At 68.5% G+C, this 17,419-nt stretch carries 17 protein-coding genes and 2 pseudogenes; 8 read left to right on the top strand and 11 right to left on the bottom strand.

Going from position 1 to position 17,419, the window contains the following annotated elements; translation table 11 throughout:
• Positions 1-14: 14 nt before the first annotated feature.
• The 4 genes and pseudogenes from MUG78_RS05160 to MUG78_RS05145 form a co-directional block, all read left to right on the top strand.
• Positions 15-836 (top strand): annotated as a pseudogene (locus tag MUG78_RS05160) (transposase); the annotation flags it as partial.
• Positions 837-905: 69 nt separating this feature from the next.
• Positions 906-1,301, top strand: coding sequence for an IS5 family transposase (locus tag MUG78_RS05155; RefSeq protein WP_008382579.1), 396 nt, complete (start codon positions 906-908; stop codon positions 1,299-1,301).
• Entirely contained in the window at positions 1,186-1,800 is a 615-nt protein-coding gene (locus tag MUG78_RS05150; RefSeq protein WP_246996842.1) for an IS5 family transposase, read from the top strand. The genes MUG78_RS05155 and MUG78_RS05150 overlap by 116 nt, the downstream gene beginning before the upstream one ends.
• Before the next feature lie 4 nt (positions 1,801-1,804).
• Positions 1,805-2,254, top strand: a pseudogene (locus MUG78_RS05145) (ISL3 family transposase); the annotation flags it as partial.
• Positions 2,255-2,303: 49 nt separating this feature from the next.
• Here the strand turns inward: MUG78_RS05145 and MUG78_RS05140 are convergent.
• On the bottom strand, positions 2,304-3,200 hold the full coding sequence (locus tag MUG78_RS05140; protein WP_246992821.1) for an adenylate/guanylate cyclase domain-containing protein: 897 nt from the start codon (positions 3,198-3,200) through the stop codon (positions 2,304-2,306).
• A complete protein-coding gene (locus MUG78_RS05135) occupies positions 3,197-4,384 on the bottom strand; it encodes a TetR/AcrR family transcriptional regulator (protein WP_246992819.1) in 1,188 nt (395 codons plus the stop codon). The genes MUG78_RS05140 and MUG78_RS05135 overlap by 4 nt, the downstream gene beginning before the upstream one ends.
• A 122-nt stretch (positions 4,385-4,506) precedes the next feature.
• On the opposite strand from MUG78_RS05135, the gene MUG78_RS05130 reads away from it, so the two are divergent.
• Together MUG78_RS05130 and MUG78_RS05125 are read left to right on the top strand one after the other, a co-directional pair.
• Entirely contained in the window at positions 4,507-5,718 is a 1,212-nt protein-coding gene (locus MUG78_RS05130) for an acetyl-CoA C-acetyltransferase (RefSeq protein ID WP_246992817.1), read from the top strand.
• 33 nt (positions 5,719-5,751) lie between these two features.
• On the top strand, positions 5,752-7,947 hold the full coding sequence (locus tag MUG78_RS05125; protein ID WP_246992815.1) for a 3-hydroxyacyl-CoA dehydrogenase NAD-binding domain-containing protein: 2,196 nt from the start codon (positions 5,752-5,754) through the stop codon (positions 7,945-7,947).
• 155 nt (positions 7,948-8,102) lie between these two features.
• Here MUG78_RS05125 and MUG78_RS05120 read toward each other — a convergent pair whose 3' ends face one another.
• Positions 8,103-8,603, bottom strand: a complete 501-nt coding sequence (locus MUG78_RS05120; RefSeq protein WP_246992813.1) for a hypothetical protein — start codon at positions 8,601-8,603, stop codon at positions 8,103-8,105.
• Between the two features lie 155 nt (positions 8,604-8,758).
• Here MUG78_RS05120 and MUG78_RS05115 point away from each other — a divergent pair, with 155 nt between their 5' ends.
• Complete coding sequence (locus tag MUG78_RS05115) at positions 8,759-9,307, top strand: hypothetical protein (RefSeq protein ID WP_246992811.1); 549 nt, start codon at positions 8,759-8,761, stop codon at positions 9,305-9,307.
• Positions 9,308-9,463: 156 nt separating this feature from the next.
• Here MUG78_RS05115 and MUG78_RS05110 read toward each other — a convergent pair whose 3' ends face one another.
• From MUG78_RS05110 to MUG78_RS05080, 7 genes are all read right to left on the bottom strand, one after another.
• A complete protein-coding gene (locus MUG78_RS05110) occupies positions 9,464-10,447 on the bottom strand; it encodes an LppP/LprE family lipoprotein (RefSeq protein WP_246992809.1) in 984 nt (327 codons plus the stop codon).
• A 62-nt stretch (positions 10,448-10,509) separates the two neighbouring features.
• A complete protein-coding gene (locus MUG78_RS05105; RefSeq protein ID WP_246992807.1) occupies positions 10,510-11,106 on the bottom strand; it encodes a class I SAM-dependent methyltransferase in 597 nt (198 codons plus the stop codon).
• 173 nt (positions 11,107-11,279) lie between these two features.
• Positions 11,280-11,996, bottom strand: a complete 717-nt coding sequence (locus tag MUG78_RS05100) for a hypothetical protein (RefSeq protein ID WP_246992805.1) — start codon at positions 11,994-11,996, stop codon at positions 11,280-11,282.
• Positions 11,993-12,607: a hypothetical protein gene (locus tag MUG78_RS05095; RefSeq protein WP_246992803.1), complete on the bottom strand. Its 615-nt coding sequence runs from the start codon at positions 12,605-12,607 to the stop codon at positions 11,993-11,995. The genes MUG78_RS05100 and MUG78_RS05095 overlap by 4 nt, the downstream gene beginning before the upstream one ends.
• Positions 12,604-13,383, bottom strand: coding sequence for an ABC transporter ATP-binding protein (locus MUG78_RS05090; RefSeq protein ID WP_246992801.1), 780 nt, complete (start codon positions 13,381-13,383; stop codon positions 12,604-12,606). Before MUG78_RS05090 ends, MUG78_RS05095 begins: the two co-directional genes overlap by 4 nt.
• Positions 13,376-14,449, bottom strand: coding sequence for a FecCD family ABC transporter permease (locus MUG78_RS05085; RefSeq protein ID WP_246992799.1), 1,074 nt, complete (start codon positions 14,447-14,449; stop codon positions 13,376-13,378). Before MUG78_RS05085 ends, MUG78_RS05090 begins: the two co-directional genes overlap by 8 nt.
• Positions 14,427-15,569: an ABC transporter substrate-binding protein gene (locus tag MUG78_RS05080; protein WP_246992797.1), complete on the bottom strand. Its 1,143-nt coding sequence runs from the start codon at positions 15,567-15,569 to the stop codon at positions 14,427-14,429. The genes MUG78_RS05085 and MUG78_RS05080 overlap by 23 nt, the downstream gene beginning before the upstream one ends.
• A gap of 254 nt (positions 15,570-15,823) precedes the next feature.
• On the opposite strand from MUG78_RS05080, the gene MUG78_RS05075 reads away from it, so the two are divergent.
• Positions 15,824-16,570, top strand: a complete 747-nt coding sequence (locus MUG78_RS05075; RefSeq protein WP_246992795.1) for an SDR family NAD(P)-dependent oxidoreductase — start codon at positions 15,824-15,826, stop codon at positions 16,568-16,570.
• Here MUG78_RS05075 and MUG78_RS05070 read toward each other — a convergent pair.
• Positions 16,564-17,397 (bottom strand): SGNH/GDSL hydrolase family protein, encoded by an 834-nt coding sequence (locus MUG78_RS05070; RefSeq protein WP_246992793.1) that lies wholly within the window; start codon positions 17,395-17,397, stop codon positions 16,564-16,566. The genes MUG78_RS05075 and MUG78_RS05070 overlap by 7 nt on opposite strands.
• Positions 17,398-17,419 lie beyond the last annotated feature (22 nt).

Genomic DNA, 17,419 nt, shown 5'->3' with positions numbered 1-17,419 from the left:
GTCAGGAGAACGGCGTGCGTGATGTCAGCTTATGGCGGAATCTGCTCGGAATCGAGAAGACCGTGCTGGAGCGGGTCGTATTCGACGAGGACGCGCAGGTGCTGGTGGCCCATGTGCGGCCCGTCGCGCGCCAACGTGGCCGGTGCGGGAGGTGCCGGCGGCGCAGTCCCCAATATGATGGCGGGCCGGGGCGGCGGCGCTGGCGGGCGCTGGACCTGGGCACGATTCGTGCCGAGCTCGAGGCCGATACGCCTCGGGTGCGGTGCCGCGAGCATGGGGTGGTGGTCGCCGCGGTGCCGTGGGCCCGCCATGACGCGGGCCACACCTATGCCTTCGACGATCAGGTCGCGTGGTTGGCGACCCAGGCCTCGAAGTCCACAGTGACTGAGTTGATGCGCATCGCCTGGCGCACCGTCGGATCGATCATCGACCGCGTCTGGGAGGACATCGACGCCCAGCACGACCGGTTCGATGGGCTGCGGCGTATCGGGATCGACGAGATCAGCTACAAGAAGGGCCACAAGTACCTCATGGTCGTCGTCGATCACGACCGGCGTCGGCTGGTGTGGGCCGCTCCGGGGCGTACCAGCGCCACCGTGCATGAGTTCTTCGACCTGCTCGGTGAGCAGCGGTGCGCGCTGATCACCCACGTCAGCGCCGATGGGGCCGACTTCATCGACACCGTCGTGACTGATCGGTGTCCGGCCGCAGTGCGGGTGGCCGATCCGTTCCACATCGTCGCCTGGGCCACTGACGCCCTCGATGAGGTCCGCCGCCAGGGGTGGAACGATGCCCGTAAACAGGCCCGGGCCGAGCCGAAACGGGGCCGTGGACGCCCACGGTCCGACGCCCCACCTAGGGCGTGTCTGACAAATCGGCGGGGTGGGATCTGAGAAGCTGGGTTCATGTCGCGGTTTCAGGTGCTCTCGGATGCTCAGTGGTCGTTGATCGAGGGCATGCTGCCGAAGCGGACGGGCCGTAAGGGGCGTCCGTTCTCCGATGCCCGGACGATGGTCGAAGCGATCGTCTACCGGTATCGGTGCGGTATCGCCTGGCGTGATCTGCCGGAGGTGTTCGGGCCGTGGCAGACGGTGTGGACGTGGCATCACCGGATGGCGAAGGCGGGCACCTGGGATCAGGTCCACGCGAAGCTCACTGCCGCCGCTGATGCTGCGGGACTGGTGGATTGGTCGCTGTCGGTGGACTCGACCATCGCTCGCGCCCATCAGCACGCCACGAACACCACGCGCCTCACAGGGGGCTGGATCGAATTACACGAATCCGGGGATCGAGCCGCCTGACCACGCCGTCGGCCGCTCCCGCGGCGGGCTCTCGACGAAGATTCACCAGCTCGTCGACGGCAACGGACTGCCACTGGTCACCTTGCTCACCGCTGGCCAGGCCGGTGACTCGCCGATGTTCCTGCCGCTGATGAGCCAGCTGCGGGTCGGCCGCGAACGAGGCCGGCCACGCACCCGTCCGGACGCGGTCCGCGGCGACAAGGCTTACTCGTCGCGGGCGATCCGGGCCCACCTGCGAGCGCGCGGAATCAAGGCCGTCATCCCCGAGCCCGACGATCAGAAGGGCCACCGCAAGCGGCGCGGTTCCCGCGGCGGCAGACCTGTCGCGCTCGATGTCGCCGACTACAAGAACCGCAGCGTCATCGAACGCCGCTACTGCCACACCAAGCAGTGGCGCGGACTGGCCACCCGTTACGACAAGCACGCCGTCAACTACCGCGCAGCAGTCGTCCTCAACGCCGTGATCGCCTGGTCGAAAGAATTGTCAGACACGCCCTAGGCCGGCCAGCGACCGTGCCAAGGCACTCAAAGGCGCCCGGTACTCGCTGTGGAAGAACCCCGAGAACCTCACCGCCAATCAGCAGGCCAAGCTCGCCTGGATCGCCAGGACCGACCCGAGGCTGCATCGCGCCTACCTGCTCAAGGAAGGTCTGCGGGTGGTATTTGCGCTGCCCCATGACGCGGCCGCTGAAGCCCTGGACCGCTGGATCAGTTGGGCTCGTCGCTGCCGGATCCCCGCGTTCGTGAAACTCCAAAAACGCATCGCCAAACACCGCGACCGGATCCTCGCCGCGATCGAGCATCGACTATCCAACGGCCTGATCGAGTCGACCAACACCAAGATCCGACTGATCACCCGGATGGCCTACGGCTTCAAGTCCGCCGAAGCCCTCATCGCCATGGCCATGCTCAGTCTCGGCGGTCACCGGCCCGTGCTTCCAGGCCGCAAATGACCCACAGATCAGTCAGGAGAGCCCTTTTTATCGCCGTTTTATCCGCGGTCTACGACGACCGGCGGTTCCGCGCCAGCGACGTGGCCCGCAGGCGTCGATAGCCGCGCACCGACAGTGCGCTGACATTCCGCAGGTACAGCGACCGATCCTCGGCCAGGGCCTCGGCGAGATGCTCGTCGATCAGCGTCTTGCCCTCGTGTGCGCTGCTCGCCAGCCGGGCGGCGATGTTCACCGGCTCGCCGAAGACGTCGCCGAGGCGGGTCAGCGCGGTGCCCGCCGCCAGTCCCACCCGGAGTTTGAGCAGGTCGTCGTCCTCGCCGAGATCGTGCAGTTCGAGGGCCATCGCCGCGGCCGCGGACGGGGTGGGCGCGGTGAACATCACGGCGTCGCCGATGGCTTTGATGATCTGGCCGCCGTGCCGGTTGATCACCGTGTACGCGCCGGATTCGAAGGTGTCCAGCAGCGCGGCGAGTTCGTGGAGCCCGAGGCGGCGGGACAGGGCGGTATAGCCGACGATGTCGGCGAAGCCGATGATCAGCTCGACGCCCTCGGCGTCGGGAGAGTCGGCGGCCGCCTCGTCCTGATACGCGAGAAAGTTGTCCAGGTGACGGCGCCAGACCAGCTCCAATACGTGCGCCACGGCCGCGGCGAGCTCGTCGGTGGTCTGCGGGACGTTGGGATTGGCGGCGAGCGCGTGGATCTGATCGGCCTGCCATTCGGCGAGCCGTGCGGTGGATTGGCCGATCACGCGGGCCGCGGCCAGCTGCGCGGCCGGATCCATCTCGCCGTCCGAACCGACGAAGACGGCGAGGGCGGCCAGATCCTCCTCGGTGAAGCTCGCCTCACCGTCTGGGGAGTGGGTGAAACCGAAGGCGCCCCAAAGCTTTTCGCCGAACGACGGGTCGAGTCGGAGCTTCTCGATCATCTCGTCGCGGCGGTACTTCACGCGAGTAAGCCTTTCACGAGGTAGGCCATGCGCGCGGCGAACTCGGGCCGCGGGGTGCTGCGCGGCATGCGGACGGCGTCGAGCACGATGGCCAGCGCGGCGTGGATGGTCAGCGTGGCGACGGTGCGGTCCGCGTCGGGGTGGGCGGCCGACCACAGGTCGATCCAGCGCGCCACATAGCCGCGTTCCATGGTCACGAGTTCGGCCGCATCCGGGGTGCCGGCGAGGACGTAGCCGCTGCTCAGTGCCACCTGCAGGTCCGGGGAGGTGGTGATGGTCTGCACGTAGGAATCCACCAGGAGGTCCAGCAGCTCGGCCGGATTCGAGGTGATGAAGCCCGCGGCCATGGCGCCCGCCTCCAAGCGCATGGCGCTGCGTCGACCGATGGCCACCAGGATCGCTTCCTTGGCCGGGAAGTGCTTGTAGACGCTGGGTCCGGTGATGCCGACGGCGGCGCCGATGTGGTCCATGCCGGTGCCGGGGTAGCCGCGCTCGGCGAACAGTCGTGCCGCGGCGTCGAGGATCTCGTCGCGTCGGCCGCCTTCGCCGGGCAGCCCGACGACCGGATCCGGCAGCGGCGGCGCGAGTGCGGGCTGCAGGTCGAGGAGGCGCCAGATCAGTTGGCGCATAGTCGATTCCACGAGCGGGGCGTTGGCCTTCGCCTCCCGGCCGATGCGGCTGCCGGCCACCGACAGCACGGCGCCGGCCAGGTACATGGACTCGCGTTCGGATAGCGCCGGACGGCTCTCCGCGAGGGCGGCGGCCCAGCGGCGCAGCACGCGGCGGGTCCGGCGAACCACCTCGCGATTCTGCTCGTCGGACAGGTGCTGCCCGGACCAGCGCCACAGCGTGTGCGCACCGGGATCGGCCATGCTCAGCCGGGTCGCGGCGGTGACCACCGCGTGCGCGGGGTCCGGGTGATCGCGCGCGGCCTCGGCGGCCAGCGCGGACTCGGTGTAGGCCTCGAAGGAGTCGACGCCGCCCTGGGTCGCAGCGAACAGCAGGGCCTGTTTGTCGGCGAAGTGCCGGTACACAGTGGGGGTGCTGACACCGGCTCGCGCGGCCACGTCCGAGACCGACACATGCGGGTAGCCACGCTCGGTGAACAGCACCGTTGCGGCAGCGCAGAGCTGCTCGCGGCGGTCGATCGCGCGGGTGCGTCGGGGTGCTTTCGAGCTCGGCATGGTGAACCGACCATAGCCCAATTCGCTTGGAATTAACACGGATGTACCTGTGCCTATAGCCAAAAACGTTATTGAGGGTTAGCCTGGGGGCAACCATCTAGGTTCGTGTGAAAGGAACTCTTGTGCCTGACCAAGCATTCATCTACGACGCGGTGCGTACGCCTCGTGGCAAGCAGCGCGGCGGAGCGCTGCACAGCGTCAAGCCGATCGACCTCATCTCCGGTCTGATCGATTCGATGCTGGAGCGTCACCCCGACCTGGATCCGAAAGCCGTCGACGACGTCGTGCTCGGCGTGGTCTCGCCGGTCGGTGAGCAGGGCGCCGTGATCTCGCGTACCGCTGCTCTCAACTCGGGCCTGGGCGAGAGCGTCCCCGGCACCCAGATCAACCGCTTCTGCGCCTCCGGTCTGGAAGCCTGCAACCTGGCTGCGGCCAAGGTCGCCTCGGGCTTCGACGACCTGGTGCTGGCCGGCGGTGTCGAGTCGATGTCACGCGTGCCGATGGGCAGCGACGGCGGCGCTCTGTTCATGGACCCCGCCACCGCGTACGACAACTACATCGCCCCGCAGGGCATCGGTGCCGACCTGATCGCCACCATCGAGGGCTTCTCGCGTGAGGACATCGACAACTTCGCCGCCGAGTCGCAGCGTCGTGCCGATGTCGCATGGCAGGAGAACCGCTTCGAGAAGTCGATCGTCCCGGTCAAGGACATCAACGGCGTGACCCTGCTGGACAAGGACGAGCACATGCGTCCGGGCACCACCGCGGAAAGCCTCGGCAAGCTCAAGCCCGCCTTCCAGGCGCTGGCCGACATGGTCGGTTTCGACGACGTCGTGATGCAGAAGTACCCGAACGTGGAGAAGGTCAACCACGTCCACACCGGTGGCAACAGCTCCGGCATCGTCGACGGCGCCGCCCTGGTGCTCATCGGCTCGGAAGACGCCGGCAAGCGCAACGGTCTCACCCCGCGCGGCCGCATCGTGGCCTACGCCGAGGTCGGCTCTGAGCCGTCGATCATGCTCACCGGTCCCACCCCGGCCACCGAGAAGGTGCTGGAGAAGGCCGGTCTGACCGTCGACGACATCGACCTCTTCGAGCTGAACGAGGCGTTCGCGTCGGTCGTCATGAAGTGGGAGAAGGACCTCAACATCCCCCACGAGAAGGTCAACGTCAACGGCGGCGCCATCGCCCTCGGCCACCCGCTGGGTGCCACCGGCGCGATGATCCTGGGCACCTGCCTGGACGAGCTGGAGCGCACCGGCGGTCGCTACGGCCTGGTGACCCTGTGCATCGGCGGCGGCATGGGTGTCGCGACCATCATCGAGCGCGTCTGAGCGACCTGAGAACGAAGGAAACGACTTAATCTCATGACTGACAACATGATCAAGTGGGAGAAGGACGCCGACGGCGTCGTCATCCTGACGATGGACGACCCCAACCAGGGCGCCAACACCATGAACGACCTCTACCAGTCGTCGATGGCCGCGACCGTCGAGCGCCTGGAAGCCGAGAAGGACGACATCACGGGCGTGGTGCTGACCTCGGCGAAGAAGACCTTCTTCGCCGGCGGCGACCTCAAGGACATGACCGCTGAGCGGACCCAGACCAAGGAAGAGATCGCCACCGCGATCACCGAGCGCACCAACGGCATGAAGGCCGTGCTGCGTCGTCTGGAGACCCTGGGCAAGCCGGTCGTCGCCGCCATCAACGGCGCGGCACTCGGCGGTGGCCTGGAGATCGCGCTGCACTGCCACTACCGCGTCGCAGCCGACGTCAAGGGCAACCAGCTCGGCCTGCCCGAGGTGACCCTCGGTCTGCTCCCCGGCGGCGGCGGCGTGGTCCGCACCGTTCGACTGCTCGGCATGCAGGCCGCACTGCTGAACGTGCTGCTGCAGGGCCCGCGCATGAACCCGACCAAGGCCAAGGAAGTGGGCCTGGTCAACGAGGTCGTCGGCAGTATCGACGAGCTGATCCCGGCCGCTAAGGCATGGATCGCGGCCAACCCCGAGGCGCAGCAGCCGTTCGACGTCAAGGGCTACAAGATCCCCGGCGGCGCACCGAGCAACCCGGCCGTGGCCGCCAACCTGCCGGCCTTCCCGGCGATGCTGCGCAAGCAGATCAAGGGCGCCAACATGCCGGCTCCGCGCGCCATCATGGCCGCAGCCATCGAGGGCGCGTACGTCGACGTCGACACCGCCGACCTCGTCGAGACCCGCTACTTCGTGTCGCTGGTGACCGGTCAGGTCGCGCAGAACATGATCAAGGCGTTCTTCTTCGACCTGCAGCACATCAACGGTGGCGGCTCGCGGCCGGCGGGCTACGACAAGTACACCGCCAAGAAGGTCGGCGTCATCGGCGCCGGCATGATGGGTGCGGCTATCGCCTACGTGTCGGCCAAGGCCGGCATCGAGGTGGTCCTCAAGGACATCGACATCGAGGCTGCCAAGCGCGGCAAGGGCTACTCGGAGAAGCTGGAAGAGAAGGCTCTCAAGCGCGGCAAGACCACGCAGGAGAAGAGCGACGCTCTGCTGGCTCGCATCCACCCGACCGTCGACGCCGCCGACTTCAAGGGCGTCGACCTCGTGATCGAGGCCGCGTTTGAGTCGGTCGAGGTGAAGGCTCAGGTCTTCCAGGAGATCGAGGACATCGTCGAGCCGGATGCCGTGCTCGGCTCCAACACCTCGACCCTGCCGATCACCATCCTCGCCGAGGGCGTCAAGCGCTCCGAGGACTTCATCGGTATCCACTTCTTCAGCCCCGTCGACAAGATGCCGCTGGTGGAGATCATCAAGGGCGAGAAGACCTCCGACGCCGTGCTGGCCAAGGTGATCGACTACACCCTGCAGATCCGCAAGACCCCGATCGTGGTCAACGACAGCCGCGGCTTCTTCACCAGCCGCGTGATCGGCACCTTCGTGAACGAGGCCATCGCGGCCGTCGGCGAAGGCGTCGAGCCGGCGTTCATCGAGCAGGCAGGCAGCCAGGCCGGTTACCCGGCCCCGCCGCTGCAGCTGATGGACGAGCTGACCCTGACCCTGCCGCAGAAGATCCGCAAGGAGACCCAGGCGGCAGCCGAGGCAGCCGGCCAGAAGCCGGCCGAGCACGGCTCGTTCGCCGTGGTCGACTGGATGGTCGACAACGGCCGTACCGGACGCAAGGACGGCAAGGGCTTCTACGACTACGACGAGGCCGGCAAGCGCGGCCTGCTGTGGCCGGGCCAGCGTGAGCACTTCAACTCGGGCAGCAAGGTGATCCCGCTCGAGGACATGAAGGAGCGCATGCTCTTCGCCGAGGCGCTCGAGACCGTGAAGTGCTTCGACGAAGGTGTGCTCACCTCCGTCGAGGACGCCAACATCGGCTCGATCTTCGGTATCGGCTTCCCGGCCTGGACCGGTGGCGTGGTGCAGTACATCAACGGCTACTCCGGCGGCGTCGCCGGCTTCGTCGCTCGCGCCCAGGAACTGGCCGCGGCCTACGGCGACAACTTCCTGCCTCCGGCCTCGCTGGTGGAGAAGGCCGAAGCCGGCGTGAAGGCACTGACCAACGAGAACCTGGTCAAGTAACCTCACCTAGCGGAACACGACGGCCCCGGCCGACTCGCGAGAGTCGGACCGGGGCCGTCGTGCATCTGCTCGCCGGTGGCTGACGCCGACCGGAGTTTTAGGTCCGGAAAGGCCCCGTAGGGGTACCTTTCCGGACATAAAACTCGCGGCAGCGATCAGCGGTTGTCGCGCTTGGCCTGGCGGCGCTTGCCGGTGGACTTGGTGCTCGCTTCGTACTTCATCCGACCCGGGTTGGCGCGGGTCGCGTCGACCCGCGCCTTGCCCTTCGAACCGACCTTGCCCTTACCTTTGCCCTTGCCCTTCGACGGGCCGGTGGATCCGCCCTGCGCGGCCGCCAGACGTTCGGCCTTCAACGCCTCCGCCGTCTCGTGCGCCACCACGGCCAGCTGACGGCTGACCCGGCTGAGCGCTTCCTCGAAGACCTCGGCGCGGCGGGCGCGCTTCACATTCGCCTTCTTGCCCTGCCCGCGCGCGCCCTTCTTGGCGACCTTCGCGGCGCCGGTCCGGCGGTACTGGCCGACGTGCTTGTTCCGTGCGCGGCGCGTCCGCCGATGCAGTTTGAGCAGCTTCTCTTCGGAGAGATCTTCCAGTCGGTCGTCTTCGGTCGCGAGCACGAGCTGGTAGTCGGATTCGCTGAGGATGTTCTTGAGAGACATGTGGCAGTCATCTTCCGGTTGAGTGGTGTACCGCAGTTATACCGCTGGACACGGTGGACTTCCCCGAGATTCGGTCCATCTCAGCGCACTCGACTCCGCACGACACCTCCGAGTAGCGCGGGTGAGGCATCGCCGCGCCGGTAGGGTCGATCGGTATGCGGGCGGGGACTACGGCGGGCGGTCAGGACTGGTCGGTGCGACGGAGGATGCTGGCCTGGCGGCCGACGTGGAATCCGGAAGAAGTGTGGGTGGAGCAGGTTCGGTGGATCGACCAGACTGAGCCGGAGACTGAGCCGGAGTCAGCTCTGGGGGAGGCCGCTGACCCGCCCGCGGAGGCCGACAAGCCCGTGCTGCTGGAGCGGATCCTGGATCTGTGTCACCTGCCTGGTGACATCCTCGCTGTGGTGCTGACGGCGGTGACGGTATTCGTCGGGTACGGGATCTCCGGGATCGCGGCGCTGGTGGCGACGCCGTTCGTCCTGGCTGCGCGGGTGGTCGGTTTCGCTCCGTGGTGCGTGGACGTGCGACTCGACGGGATCCTGGTGGACAAGCGCTATGCGCCGAACGGCGGGGCGGTTGGACGTTTGATCGACACAGCCGCCCAGGACCTGCAGTCCTCCCGGTTCCGGACCGAGTTGCCGAGGGCGCAGCTGCTGGTGGACGGCCCCGACCACGCCCTCGAGCCGGATGATCTGGCGGGCTGACGCCGACCGGAGTTTTATGTCCGGAAAGGCCCGGTAGGGGTGCCTTTGCGGAGATGAAACTCGCGGGGGCGCGTGGGACGGTGGATGCGCGGGCGGATCGGTATTCGATGGCGTGCGCGGCGTTCGCGCGGATGCTGGCCGGACGACAGGCGCCGGTCAGGCGGGGGTCGGTGCCAGCTCGGTGCCGTGGCGGGTCAGCTCGCCGTCGACGAATGAGAAGCCGCCCGCGGGGCCGTTGCACTCGATGCCGTCGGTGACGGCCGTGCACGACAGACCGTCGATGGTGATCCGGCTGTGCACCGGTAGTGTCTGTGCGCCGGGCGGGCCGCCCTCGGTGAGGGTGGCGCGCGTGCCCTCGTCGGTGAGGTGGATCGAGTTCGGCGTGCCGGTGAAGACGTCGTTGCGGACGTCGGGCGTGCCGGACGGGAAGGTCACGCTGCACCAGATGCCGGCGGGCGAGGCCGCGCATTCCCGGCCGGTGCCGAACTTCCAGCGGTAGTAGCCGGCCGATCCGGGAGTCGCGTAGTCGGCCGGCGCCACCTCGGTGACCGCGCCGTCAGTGCTGGTCGATGCGGTGTCCCCGCACCCCGGGATGGTGCTCAGCAGGGTGGGGAAGGAGCCCTCGGTGACCACCTTGTCGCCGTCCCAGCGGTAGCGCAGGGTGGCGGTGCCGGTGGCACCGGCATTGGATTCGCCCTCGAGTGGGAAACGATAGGTGGCCACGACCGTGTCGTCGCCGTCGCGTTCCAGGTTTCGCAGCGGCACGAAGCAGTTCGACGCGGGACCGACGAACTCGCCGTTGTGGAACAGCATGATCAGCTCGGGGGACGACCCGGTCGCCATCGACACCGTGGTGGTGGAGTAGTCAAGGGTGCGGCAGGGTTCGGGCGTGGGACTGCCGTTCGGTTGCCAGGTCATCCCGGCCGGGGCCGGGGTGTCGGCGATCGCTCCGCGGACCGCCGCCGCCATATCCCGATTCGCGTCGCACGCGGCGGTGGTGACCGTCGTGGTGGCCGCGGCCCCGGTGCCGGTGTTCGAATCGCTCCCGGTGGTGCTGCTGCAGCCGACCAGCACGGCCGCGGCCAGCCCGGCGCCCGCCGCGAGTGTGGCGCGTTTCCACGAATCAGTAGTGGACGACATTCGACTCCCCCTCGTTCCGTCTCTGCCTGTCGACAGTAGGGAAGTGACGTGGGACAAGCGATTCAGGCACGCCGGGCGGCGAGGATCGCGCCGTGGTCGCGGTCGGGGCGGCCCGAGCGCGTTTCGGTGTGGTCCACCCGGAAACCGGCGGTCTCGAGCACCGACACCAGGAGATCGACCGGCCATCGGTAGGCGGGCTGCACCGCGTGCGCGAATCTGTCCTGCCGGGTGCCGGTGAAGAAGCCGAGGGCCAGTCGGCCGTCCGGACGCAGGCACCGGGCGAACTCGGCGAGTGCGGCGCCGATCTGCTCCGGCGGGGTGTGGATCAGCGAGTACCACGCGAGGATGCCGCCGAGGGTGCGGTCGGCGACCGGCAGCTGCTCGGCGCGGCCGACATCGAAACGACAGTGCGGGTAGTCGGCGCGGGCACGATCGATGAACTCCGGGACGGGGTCGATGCCCGCGATGTCGGCGCCGGCTGCGGTCAGGTATTCGGTCCACTGGCCGGGACCGCAGCCGACGTCGAGGATCGGTCCGTTGACGGTCGCCGCCCACTGCTGGAGCAGGGCGCGATCGGCGGGGTCGGTGTGCTCGATCCGTCCGACGGCGGCGATGTACTCGTCGGCCCGCGCCGCATAGGGGCTCGGTGGGGTGGGCATGGCACCCAGTGTGGCTGGTGCGGGCCCGAGTGCGCGGAGTCCGTCGACGGGCGCGTCTCCTCCCGCAGGTTCGACGGGCGCGTCTCCTCCCGCAGGTTCACTGTCATATACGCGGCCTCCGTGGTCATAGTGACCACGGAGGTGCCGTATATGACAGTGACGGTCGAGCGGGGTCAGCGGGCGGGCGCGGTGTGGTCGAGCCAGCGGAGGAGGGAGTAGAGGAAGCGGGTGGAGCCCGGCATGAAGTTGTTGCCGTGGTGGAAGGTCGGGTCCAGCGTGGTCGCGATGATCCGACCCGGTGTGCTCACGGTGTCCTCGTAGAGCAGCATGCCCGCGTCGTGCGGTGCGCCGTTCTCGTCGGGCTCCTCGGACACCACCAGCGGCACCACGTCGGCGTCGGTGTGCAGCAGACCGTGGTGGTGCCAGATCACCGCCTTGCTCGACAGGAACTCCCACGCGTCGTGCTCGGGGGTGCGGGTCCGGATCAGCGGATCCTCGCCCTCGATCCACCACCAGAAGTTGGTGGGGCGGGGCGTCCACGAGACGCCGGGCAGCCAGGTGTGCGCGGCGTTCTCGCCGAGCACCACCAGTGTGCCGCCGCGTTCGGCCACCGCCAGGAACTCGGCGGCGTTGCGGCGCAACAACTCCGGGTGCTGGCGGTCGGCGACGATCACCGTGTCGTAGTCGGCGAGGCCGCCGGCCGTGAGGTCGCCGAGATAGACGAACTCGGTCTGATGGGTGATCACCGCCGGATCGGCGAGGGTCTGCAGGTGAAAGTGCGCGCCGCCGTGGACCAGGGCGAGGCGTCGCCGCGAACGGGCGGCGCGGTCGGTCCGGCGGAAGGGTTCGGCGACGTTGACGTCGGGCGCGGTGGTGTCGGTGGTGGTCATGCGAGGGTCTCCTGTCCGGACAGCCACTGCAGCAGCTGCGGGAAGATGCGGGCCGAGGTGTTGGGGTCGTTGCGGTACACACCGAGGTCGATGCCGCCGTGCACCAGGACTTCGCCGGCGCCGAGGCGATAGACGTAGTCCACGGGCAGGCCGTGCCGGCCGACGCGGTGGATCACCGTGGCGCCGTCGGGCAGTTTTTCGCTGTAGCCGCGGGCGTAGAAGCCGGACACGCCGCGGCGGAAGGAGAGATCGGCGGGGTCGACGCCGGCCCACACCGGATGCGGTGCACCGGCGGTGATCGCCAGGTCCTTCGGACCGGAGTACTGCAGGCGGCGCCACCGCCCGAGGCCGGGGAGGAAGTCGGTCATCGCGTGCCCCATCAGCGCCACCCGGCCGCCGCCGGTGACGAAGTCGGTGAGCAGATCGCGGCGTCGTTCCAAGAAGATCTGGTCGCAGCCGCTGTTGACGATCAGGCCGCGGAGGGTCCTTGTGTCCAGCTGCGGCAGGTCGTACAGATCGACCTCGGCGAAGTCGGTCACCGGGCCGGGCATGCCCAAGCCGGTACCCATCGTGAGGTGCGCGACGGGATGCAGTAGTTCGGGGGTGGTCATGAGCCAACTTCCTGGAGGCGGGCCGACGGTGCGTCGGCGGTGTCGTAACGGGTGAACAAGACGGTGCGGGGGCGGCCGCGGTCGTCGACTTCGGCGCGGACCACGTCGATCCCGTAGAGGTCGCTGAGGACGTCGTCGGCGATCAGCTCGTCGACCGGGCCCTGACGGATCCGTTCCGGCGCGGTCAGCACGATCGCCGTGCCACCGAGGTGCAGGACGTGCTCGGGATGGTGCGTGGTGAGCAGGACGCCCATGCCGTCGGCGGCCAGTGCCCGCAGCAGTTCCAGTACCCGCGCCTGATTGCGCAGGTCGAGCGCGGAGACCGGTTCGTCGAGGATCAGGTAGTCGCACTCGCCGACCAGGGCCCGCGCGATCAGCACCAGCTGGCGTTGGCCGCCGGAGAGCTCGGCGAAACTGCGGTCGGCGAGATCGTCGATCCCGACGCGTTCGAGCACCGCGCGCGTGTGGGCGCGGTCGACGCGGCCGGGGGCGGCGAACGCGGACACCTTCTTGGCGCGTCCCATCAGGACCATGTCGAAGACGGTGTAGGCGAAGGTCGATGCCGCGGCCTGCGGCACGTAGCCGATCTCGCCGGTGCGGACCACCGTGCCCTCGGTGAGCGGATTGAGTCCGGACAGGCAGCGCAGCAACGTCGTCTTGCCCTGCCCGTTGGGGCCGAGGATGGACGTGATGCCGCCGTCGAGGGACAGGTTCGCGTGGCGGAAGATCCAGTCGCGGTGCGGGTAGTGGAATCCGGCGTCGATCAGTTCAAGCATCGAGGAAGGCCTGTCGTCGGGAACGGTGGAGCAGCAGCACGAACACCGGTGCGCCGATGATGGCGGTGAGGATCCCGATCGGGATCTCGCCCGGGCTCACCGTGCGCGAGAGCGTGTCGATCAGCGTCAGGTACGCGGCGCCGAGGACAAACGTGGTGGGCATGGAGATGCGGTGGTCGGGTCCCACCCAGAGTCGTGCGAGATGCGGAATCACCAGTCCGACCCAGCCGATCACGCCGGCCACCGCCACCGCGCCCGCCGTCATCAGGGCGACCATCGTCAGGAGCACGGTGCGCAGCCGCCCGGGGTTGATTCCCAGCATCGCGGCATCGTCGTCGCCCATGGACAGGACGTTCACGCGCCACCGCAGCCCGAGGATGAGGGCACTGCCGAGCAGGATCGGCACCGCGGCGATCAGCACCTTGCCCATGTCGGCGGTGGCCAGCGACCCCATCAGCCAGAAGACGATGGACGGCAGGGTGGTGTACGGGTCGGCGACGTAGGTGGCGAAGGACACCAGTGCCGAGAAGAACGCGCTGGTCACCACGCCGCCGAGCACGATCATCAGGATCGACGATCCGGACCGGCCGCGGCCGATCAACAGCACCATGCCGAGCGCCACCAGACCGAACAGGAAGGCGCCGCCGACCACGTACGCCGAGCCCGCGCCGACCATCATCGCGAGGACGCCGCCGAACGACGCGCCCGACGAGACGCCGAGCACCTGCGGGCTCACCAGGGGGTTCCGGAACGCCGCCTGCAGCGCGGAACCGCCGAGGGCGAGGCCGCCGCCGACGAGCATGGCCAACAGGGCGCGGGGCAGGCGGACGCCGAGCACCACGTTCGCCTCGTTGTCGGTCCAGGTCTGCGCCAGCGGGATCACTTCATTGAGCAGGATCCGGGCGGTCTCGTTCGGCGGCACGGTGTACCGGCCCACCGACAGCGAGAGCAGGACGACCGCGACGGTGATCGCCGCGAGTGCCGTCGGAACCAGGAATCGTCGTACGCCGGCTGCGGGGCCCGCGCTGTCGGCGCGGACCGCCTCAGGCGCGGAAGAGACGGTCATAGTCGCTGCTCACCGAGTTCGCCGGCAGGTGCAGAACGCGGTCGACGTCGGCCGCGGTGACATCGTAGGCGTAGAGGTGCCGGTAGGTCTCGGCGATCCGGGCGCGCAGGTCGTGGCGCTCGTCGGGGAAGAAGACCGAGTTGACCCACAGCCACATCAGGTTCGATTCGTTGCACGGCGGGTCCCAGGAGAAGCCGCCGAGCGGGGCCTTGTAGACCCGCTTGTTCTTGACCGCGGACAGTGCCGCCCAGGTCGGGTCGCGGTAGACGTCCTCGGGTGCGGTCGGTTCGAAATTGCCCAGGATCACCACTTCGGGATCCCAGGTGAGGACCTGTTCGCGGGTCACCGCCAGGCTCGAGCCGCTGCCCGCGCCCGCGGCCACGTTGCGTCCGCCGGCGAGGCGGATCCAGAAGTCCATGTAGCTGTTGTCGGCGCCGACCTTGATCTCCGGCGCGTTGTACAGGTACATCGCGCGGGGCGCGCGGGCGGCGTGCGCGCGGGCGGACTTCTCGACGACGGCCCGGTCGGCGGCCATGGTGGCGAGCAGATCGTCGGCCTCGGGCTTCTTGCCCAGCAGGTCGCCGAAGATCGTGATCCACGCCTCCAGGTCCTCCTGGGTGCCGTACTTGAGCAGCAGCACCTTGAGGCCGGCGTTGCGCAGCGGTGCGACGATGTCGTCGCCCTTGTCGCCCCACTGGATCACCACGTCGGGATTCTGCGCGAGGATGTGCTCGACGTTGGGGACGAAGTCGTTCCCGGCGACCACCGGTGTCTGCAGGAACTGCGGGAACATCGTGCCGAGCATGCCCGCCGACGCGAGGGAGATCGCGACCTTGTTGGCCCCGACATTGCGGGCGGTGGACTGATCGGCGCCGATGATCATCGACGGCACCGGGATGATCACGCTGACGATCCGGCCCACCGGAGTGTCGAAGGTGATCGTGTTGTCGTACTGGTCGACGACGGTGATCGGGCCTTCGCCGCCCGCGGTCCCGTCGGTCACCACCTCGCGGCTGGAGCAGGCGCTGGTGGCGCCGAGTGCGCCGAGGGCGAGGGCGGCGATGCCGACCGAGCGCAGCAGCTGGCGGCGGTTCAGGGCGGGACTGTCGGGGATGGGCATGCACGCTCCACGGTTCGAAGTTTGGTTAGGCAATGCTAACCATAGCTATGCTGGTTCGACACTGGGTGGGCGGTGTGGTGCTTGGGGCGTCAGCAGAGTGGGGCCTGGATGATGGACGGCGTGTGAGCTTGGTCGCGCGGCAACAGAGCGCGGTTGGAGTAACGTCGAAGTCACGCGGCTGTCGCCGACGACCGTGGCCGCCGAGCGCTTCGCGCCCGGCGGCGCTTCGATGAAAGCGCTGATAGGAGACTCGAATGCAGCTGCAGGATCAGGTCGTCGTCGTCACGGGCGGAGCCGCGGGAATCGGCGGTGCCGTGTCCCGGGTGCTGGTGCGGCGCGGGGCCAAGGTCGTCGCGGTGGATGTCAATGCCGAGGCCGGGGCGGCGCTGGAGAACGACTGCGGGGACGACGTCGTCTTCCTCAAGGGCGACGTCGGACTGCCGGAGACCGCCGAGGCCGCAGTTGCGCTGGCTGTGGAACGTTTCGGAAAGCTCACCGGCCTGGTGAACAACGCGCACGCATCCCGCCAGGCACCCTTCGTCGACCTCACGCAGGAGATGTGGGACCTGTCGTTCGACACCGGCTTCAACGCGACTCGACATTTCATGCTCGCCGCCTACCCTGAGCTCAAAGCGGCCGGCGGCGGTGCGATCGTCAACTTCGGATCCGGCGCGGCGATCGTCGGCCAGCCGACGCAGGCCGCGTATGCGGCGGCGAAGGAAGCGATCCGCGGCCTCACCCGCGTGGTGGCCAACGAGTGGGCCGGCGACAACATCCGCGTGAACCTCGTGTCGCCGATGGCGCTCACCGAGGGCGTCGTCGCCTGGAGCAAGGCGTTCCCGGATCTCTACGAGGCGTCGCGGGAGAAGGTGCCGATGGGCCGGTTCGGCGATCCGGAAGGCGACGTCGCGCCGATCGTCGCGTTCCTGCTGTCCGACGACTCGGTCTACATGACCGGCCAGACGCTGATGGCCGACGGCGGCGCGAACAAGATCTACTGATCACCGCGGGCGGCGTTCGTCCGGCGGAGGCCGGCTGAGGTGTCGACGGGGCTGCGGCCCGGGTCGTCGAGCACTGGGGTGAGCCGCGGACGTTTCGGCGTTCGGCCGTCGCCCAGGGAGCGGCCGCGCATGCGGCGGATCATCCACGGCGTCAGATACTGCACGGCCCACCGGGTGTCGCGGGCGTGTCGGTACAGGCGTCGCGGTTCGGCGAGCACCTCGAGTGGCGCGGCCCAGTCGGCGGAGCTGTGTTCCAGGCCGAGCGCGAACGCGGCGCCGTCGGCGAAGCGCTCGTGGCCGAGCGGCGAGGCGTGCAGCCGGTCCGGTGCCCAGGCACGTAGATCGGTGAGGACCGGCGCGGAGTACAGGTCGACGAGAACGAAGCCGTACTCGTCGGCGAACTCACGCATCATCGCGTTCAGTGCCAGCAGCTTGCCCTCGAACCGTCGACCCATCGGGATGGTGCGGGTCACGTCCGGATAGGTGGAGATCACCACGGTGGCGCCGGTGGCGTGCAGGACGCGGTAGACGGCGTCGAGGTCGCCGTGGACCGCTGCCATGTCGGAACTGCCGATCACGTCGTTCATGCCCAGCGGCGCGGTGATCAGGTCCGGATCCATGGACAGGGCGGGCGCGAGCTGTTCCTCCCTGGCCTGCCGGGTGGTCTTCCCGCGGACGGCGAGATTGGCGTACTGCAAGTCCGGGTTGGACAGCGCGAGACGGTCGGCGAGGCGGTCGGCCCATCCGCGGTACTCGTAGCGCGGATCCGGATCCCCCATGCCTTCGGTCTGGCTGTCGCCCAGCGCGACGAATCGAGAGAACTGCACGTCATTGATCGTAGGCGGCGTG

Source organism: Gordonia alkaliphila (genome assembly GCF_023017165.1).
Classification (GTDB): Bacteria; Actinomycetota; Actinomycetes; order Mycobacteriales; family Mycobacteriaceae; genus Gordonia; species Gordonia alkaliphila.
This window is presented reverse-complemented; position numbering and strand designations above follow the sequence as displayed.

Excerpts from the sequence above, each read along its gene's own strand:
- MUG78_RS05155 (WP_008382579.1), top strand. The coding sequence starts at position 906 with ATGTCGCGGTTTCAGGTGCTCTCGGATGCTCAGTGGTCGTTGATCGAG.
- MUG78_RS05135 (WP_246992819.1), bottom strand. The coding sequence starts at position 4,384 with ATGCCGAGCTCGAAAGCACCCCGACGCACCCGCGCGATCGACCGCCGC.
- MUG78_RS05125 (WP_246992815.1), top strand. The coding sequence starts at position 5,752 with ATGACTGACAACATGATCAAGTGGGAGAAGGACGCCGACGGCGTCGTC.
- MUG78_RS05120 (WP_246992813.1), bottom strand. The coding sequence starts at position 8,603 with ATGTCTCTCAAGAACATCCTCAGCGAATCCGACTACCAGCTCGTGCTC.
- MUG78_RS05115 (WP_246992811.1), top strand. The coding sequence starts at position 8,759 with ATGCGGGCGGGGACTACGGCGGGCGGTCAGGACTGGTCGGTGCGACGG.
- MUG78_RS05110 (WP_246992809.1), bottom strand. The coding sequence starts at position 10,447 with ATGTCGTCCACTACTGATTCGTGGAAACGCGCCACACTCGCGGCGGGC.
- MUG78_RS05105 (WP_246992807.1), bottom strand. The coding sequence starts at position 11,106 with ATGCCCACCCCACCGAGCCCCTATGCGGCGCGGGCCGACGAGTACATC.
- MUG78_RS05100 (WP_246992805.1), bottom strand. The coding sequence starts at position 11,996 with ATGACCACCACCGACACCACCGCGCCCGACGTCAACGTCGCCGAACCC.
- MUG78_RS05095 (WP_246992803.1), bottom strand. The coding sequence starts at position 12,607 with ATGACCACCCCCGAACTACTGCATCCCGTCGCGCACCTCACGATGGGT.
- MUG78_RS05090 (WP_246992801.1), bottom strand. The coding sequence starts at position 13,383 with ATGCTTGAACTGATCGACGCCGGATTCCACTACCCGCACCGCGACTGG.
- MUG78_RS05085 (WP_246992799.1), bottom strand. The coding sequence starts at position 14,449 with ATGACCGTCTCTTCCGCGCCTGAGGCGGTCCGCGCCGACAGCGCGGGC.
- MUG78_RS05080 (WP_246992797.1), bottom strand. The coding sequence starts at position 15,569 with ATGCCCATCCCCGACAGTCCCGCCCTGAACCGCCGCCAGCTGCTGCGC.
- MUG78_RS05075 (WP_246992795.1), top strand. The coding sequence starts at position 15,824 with ATGCAGCTGCAGGATCAGGTCGTCGTCGTCACGGGCGGAGCCGCGGGA.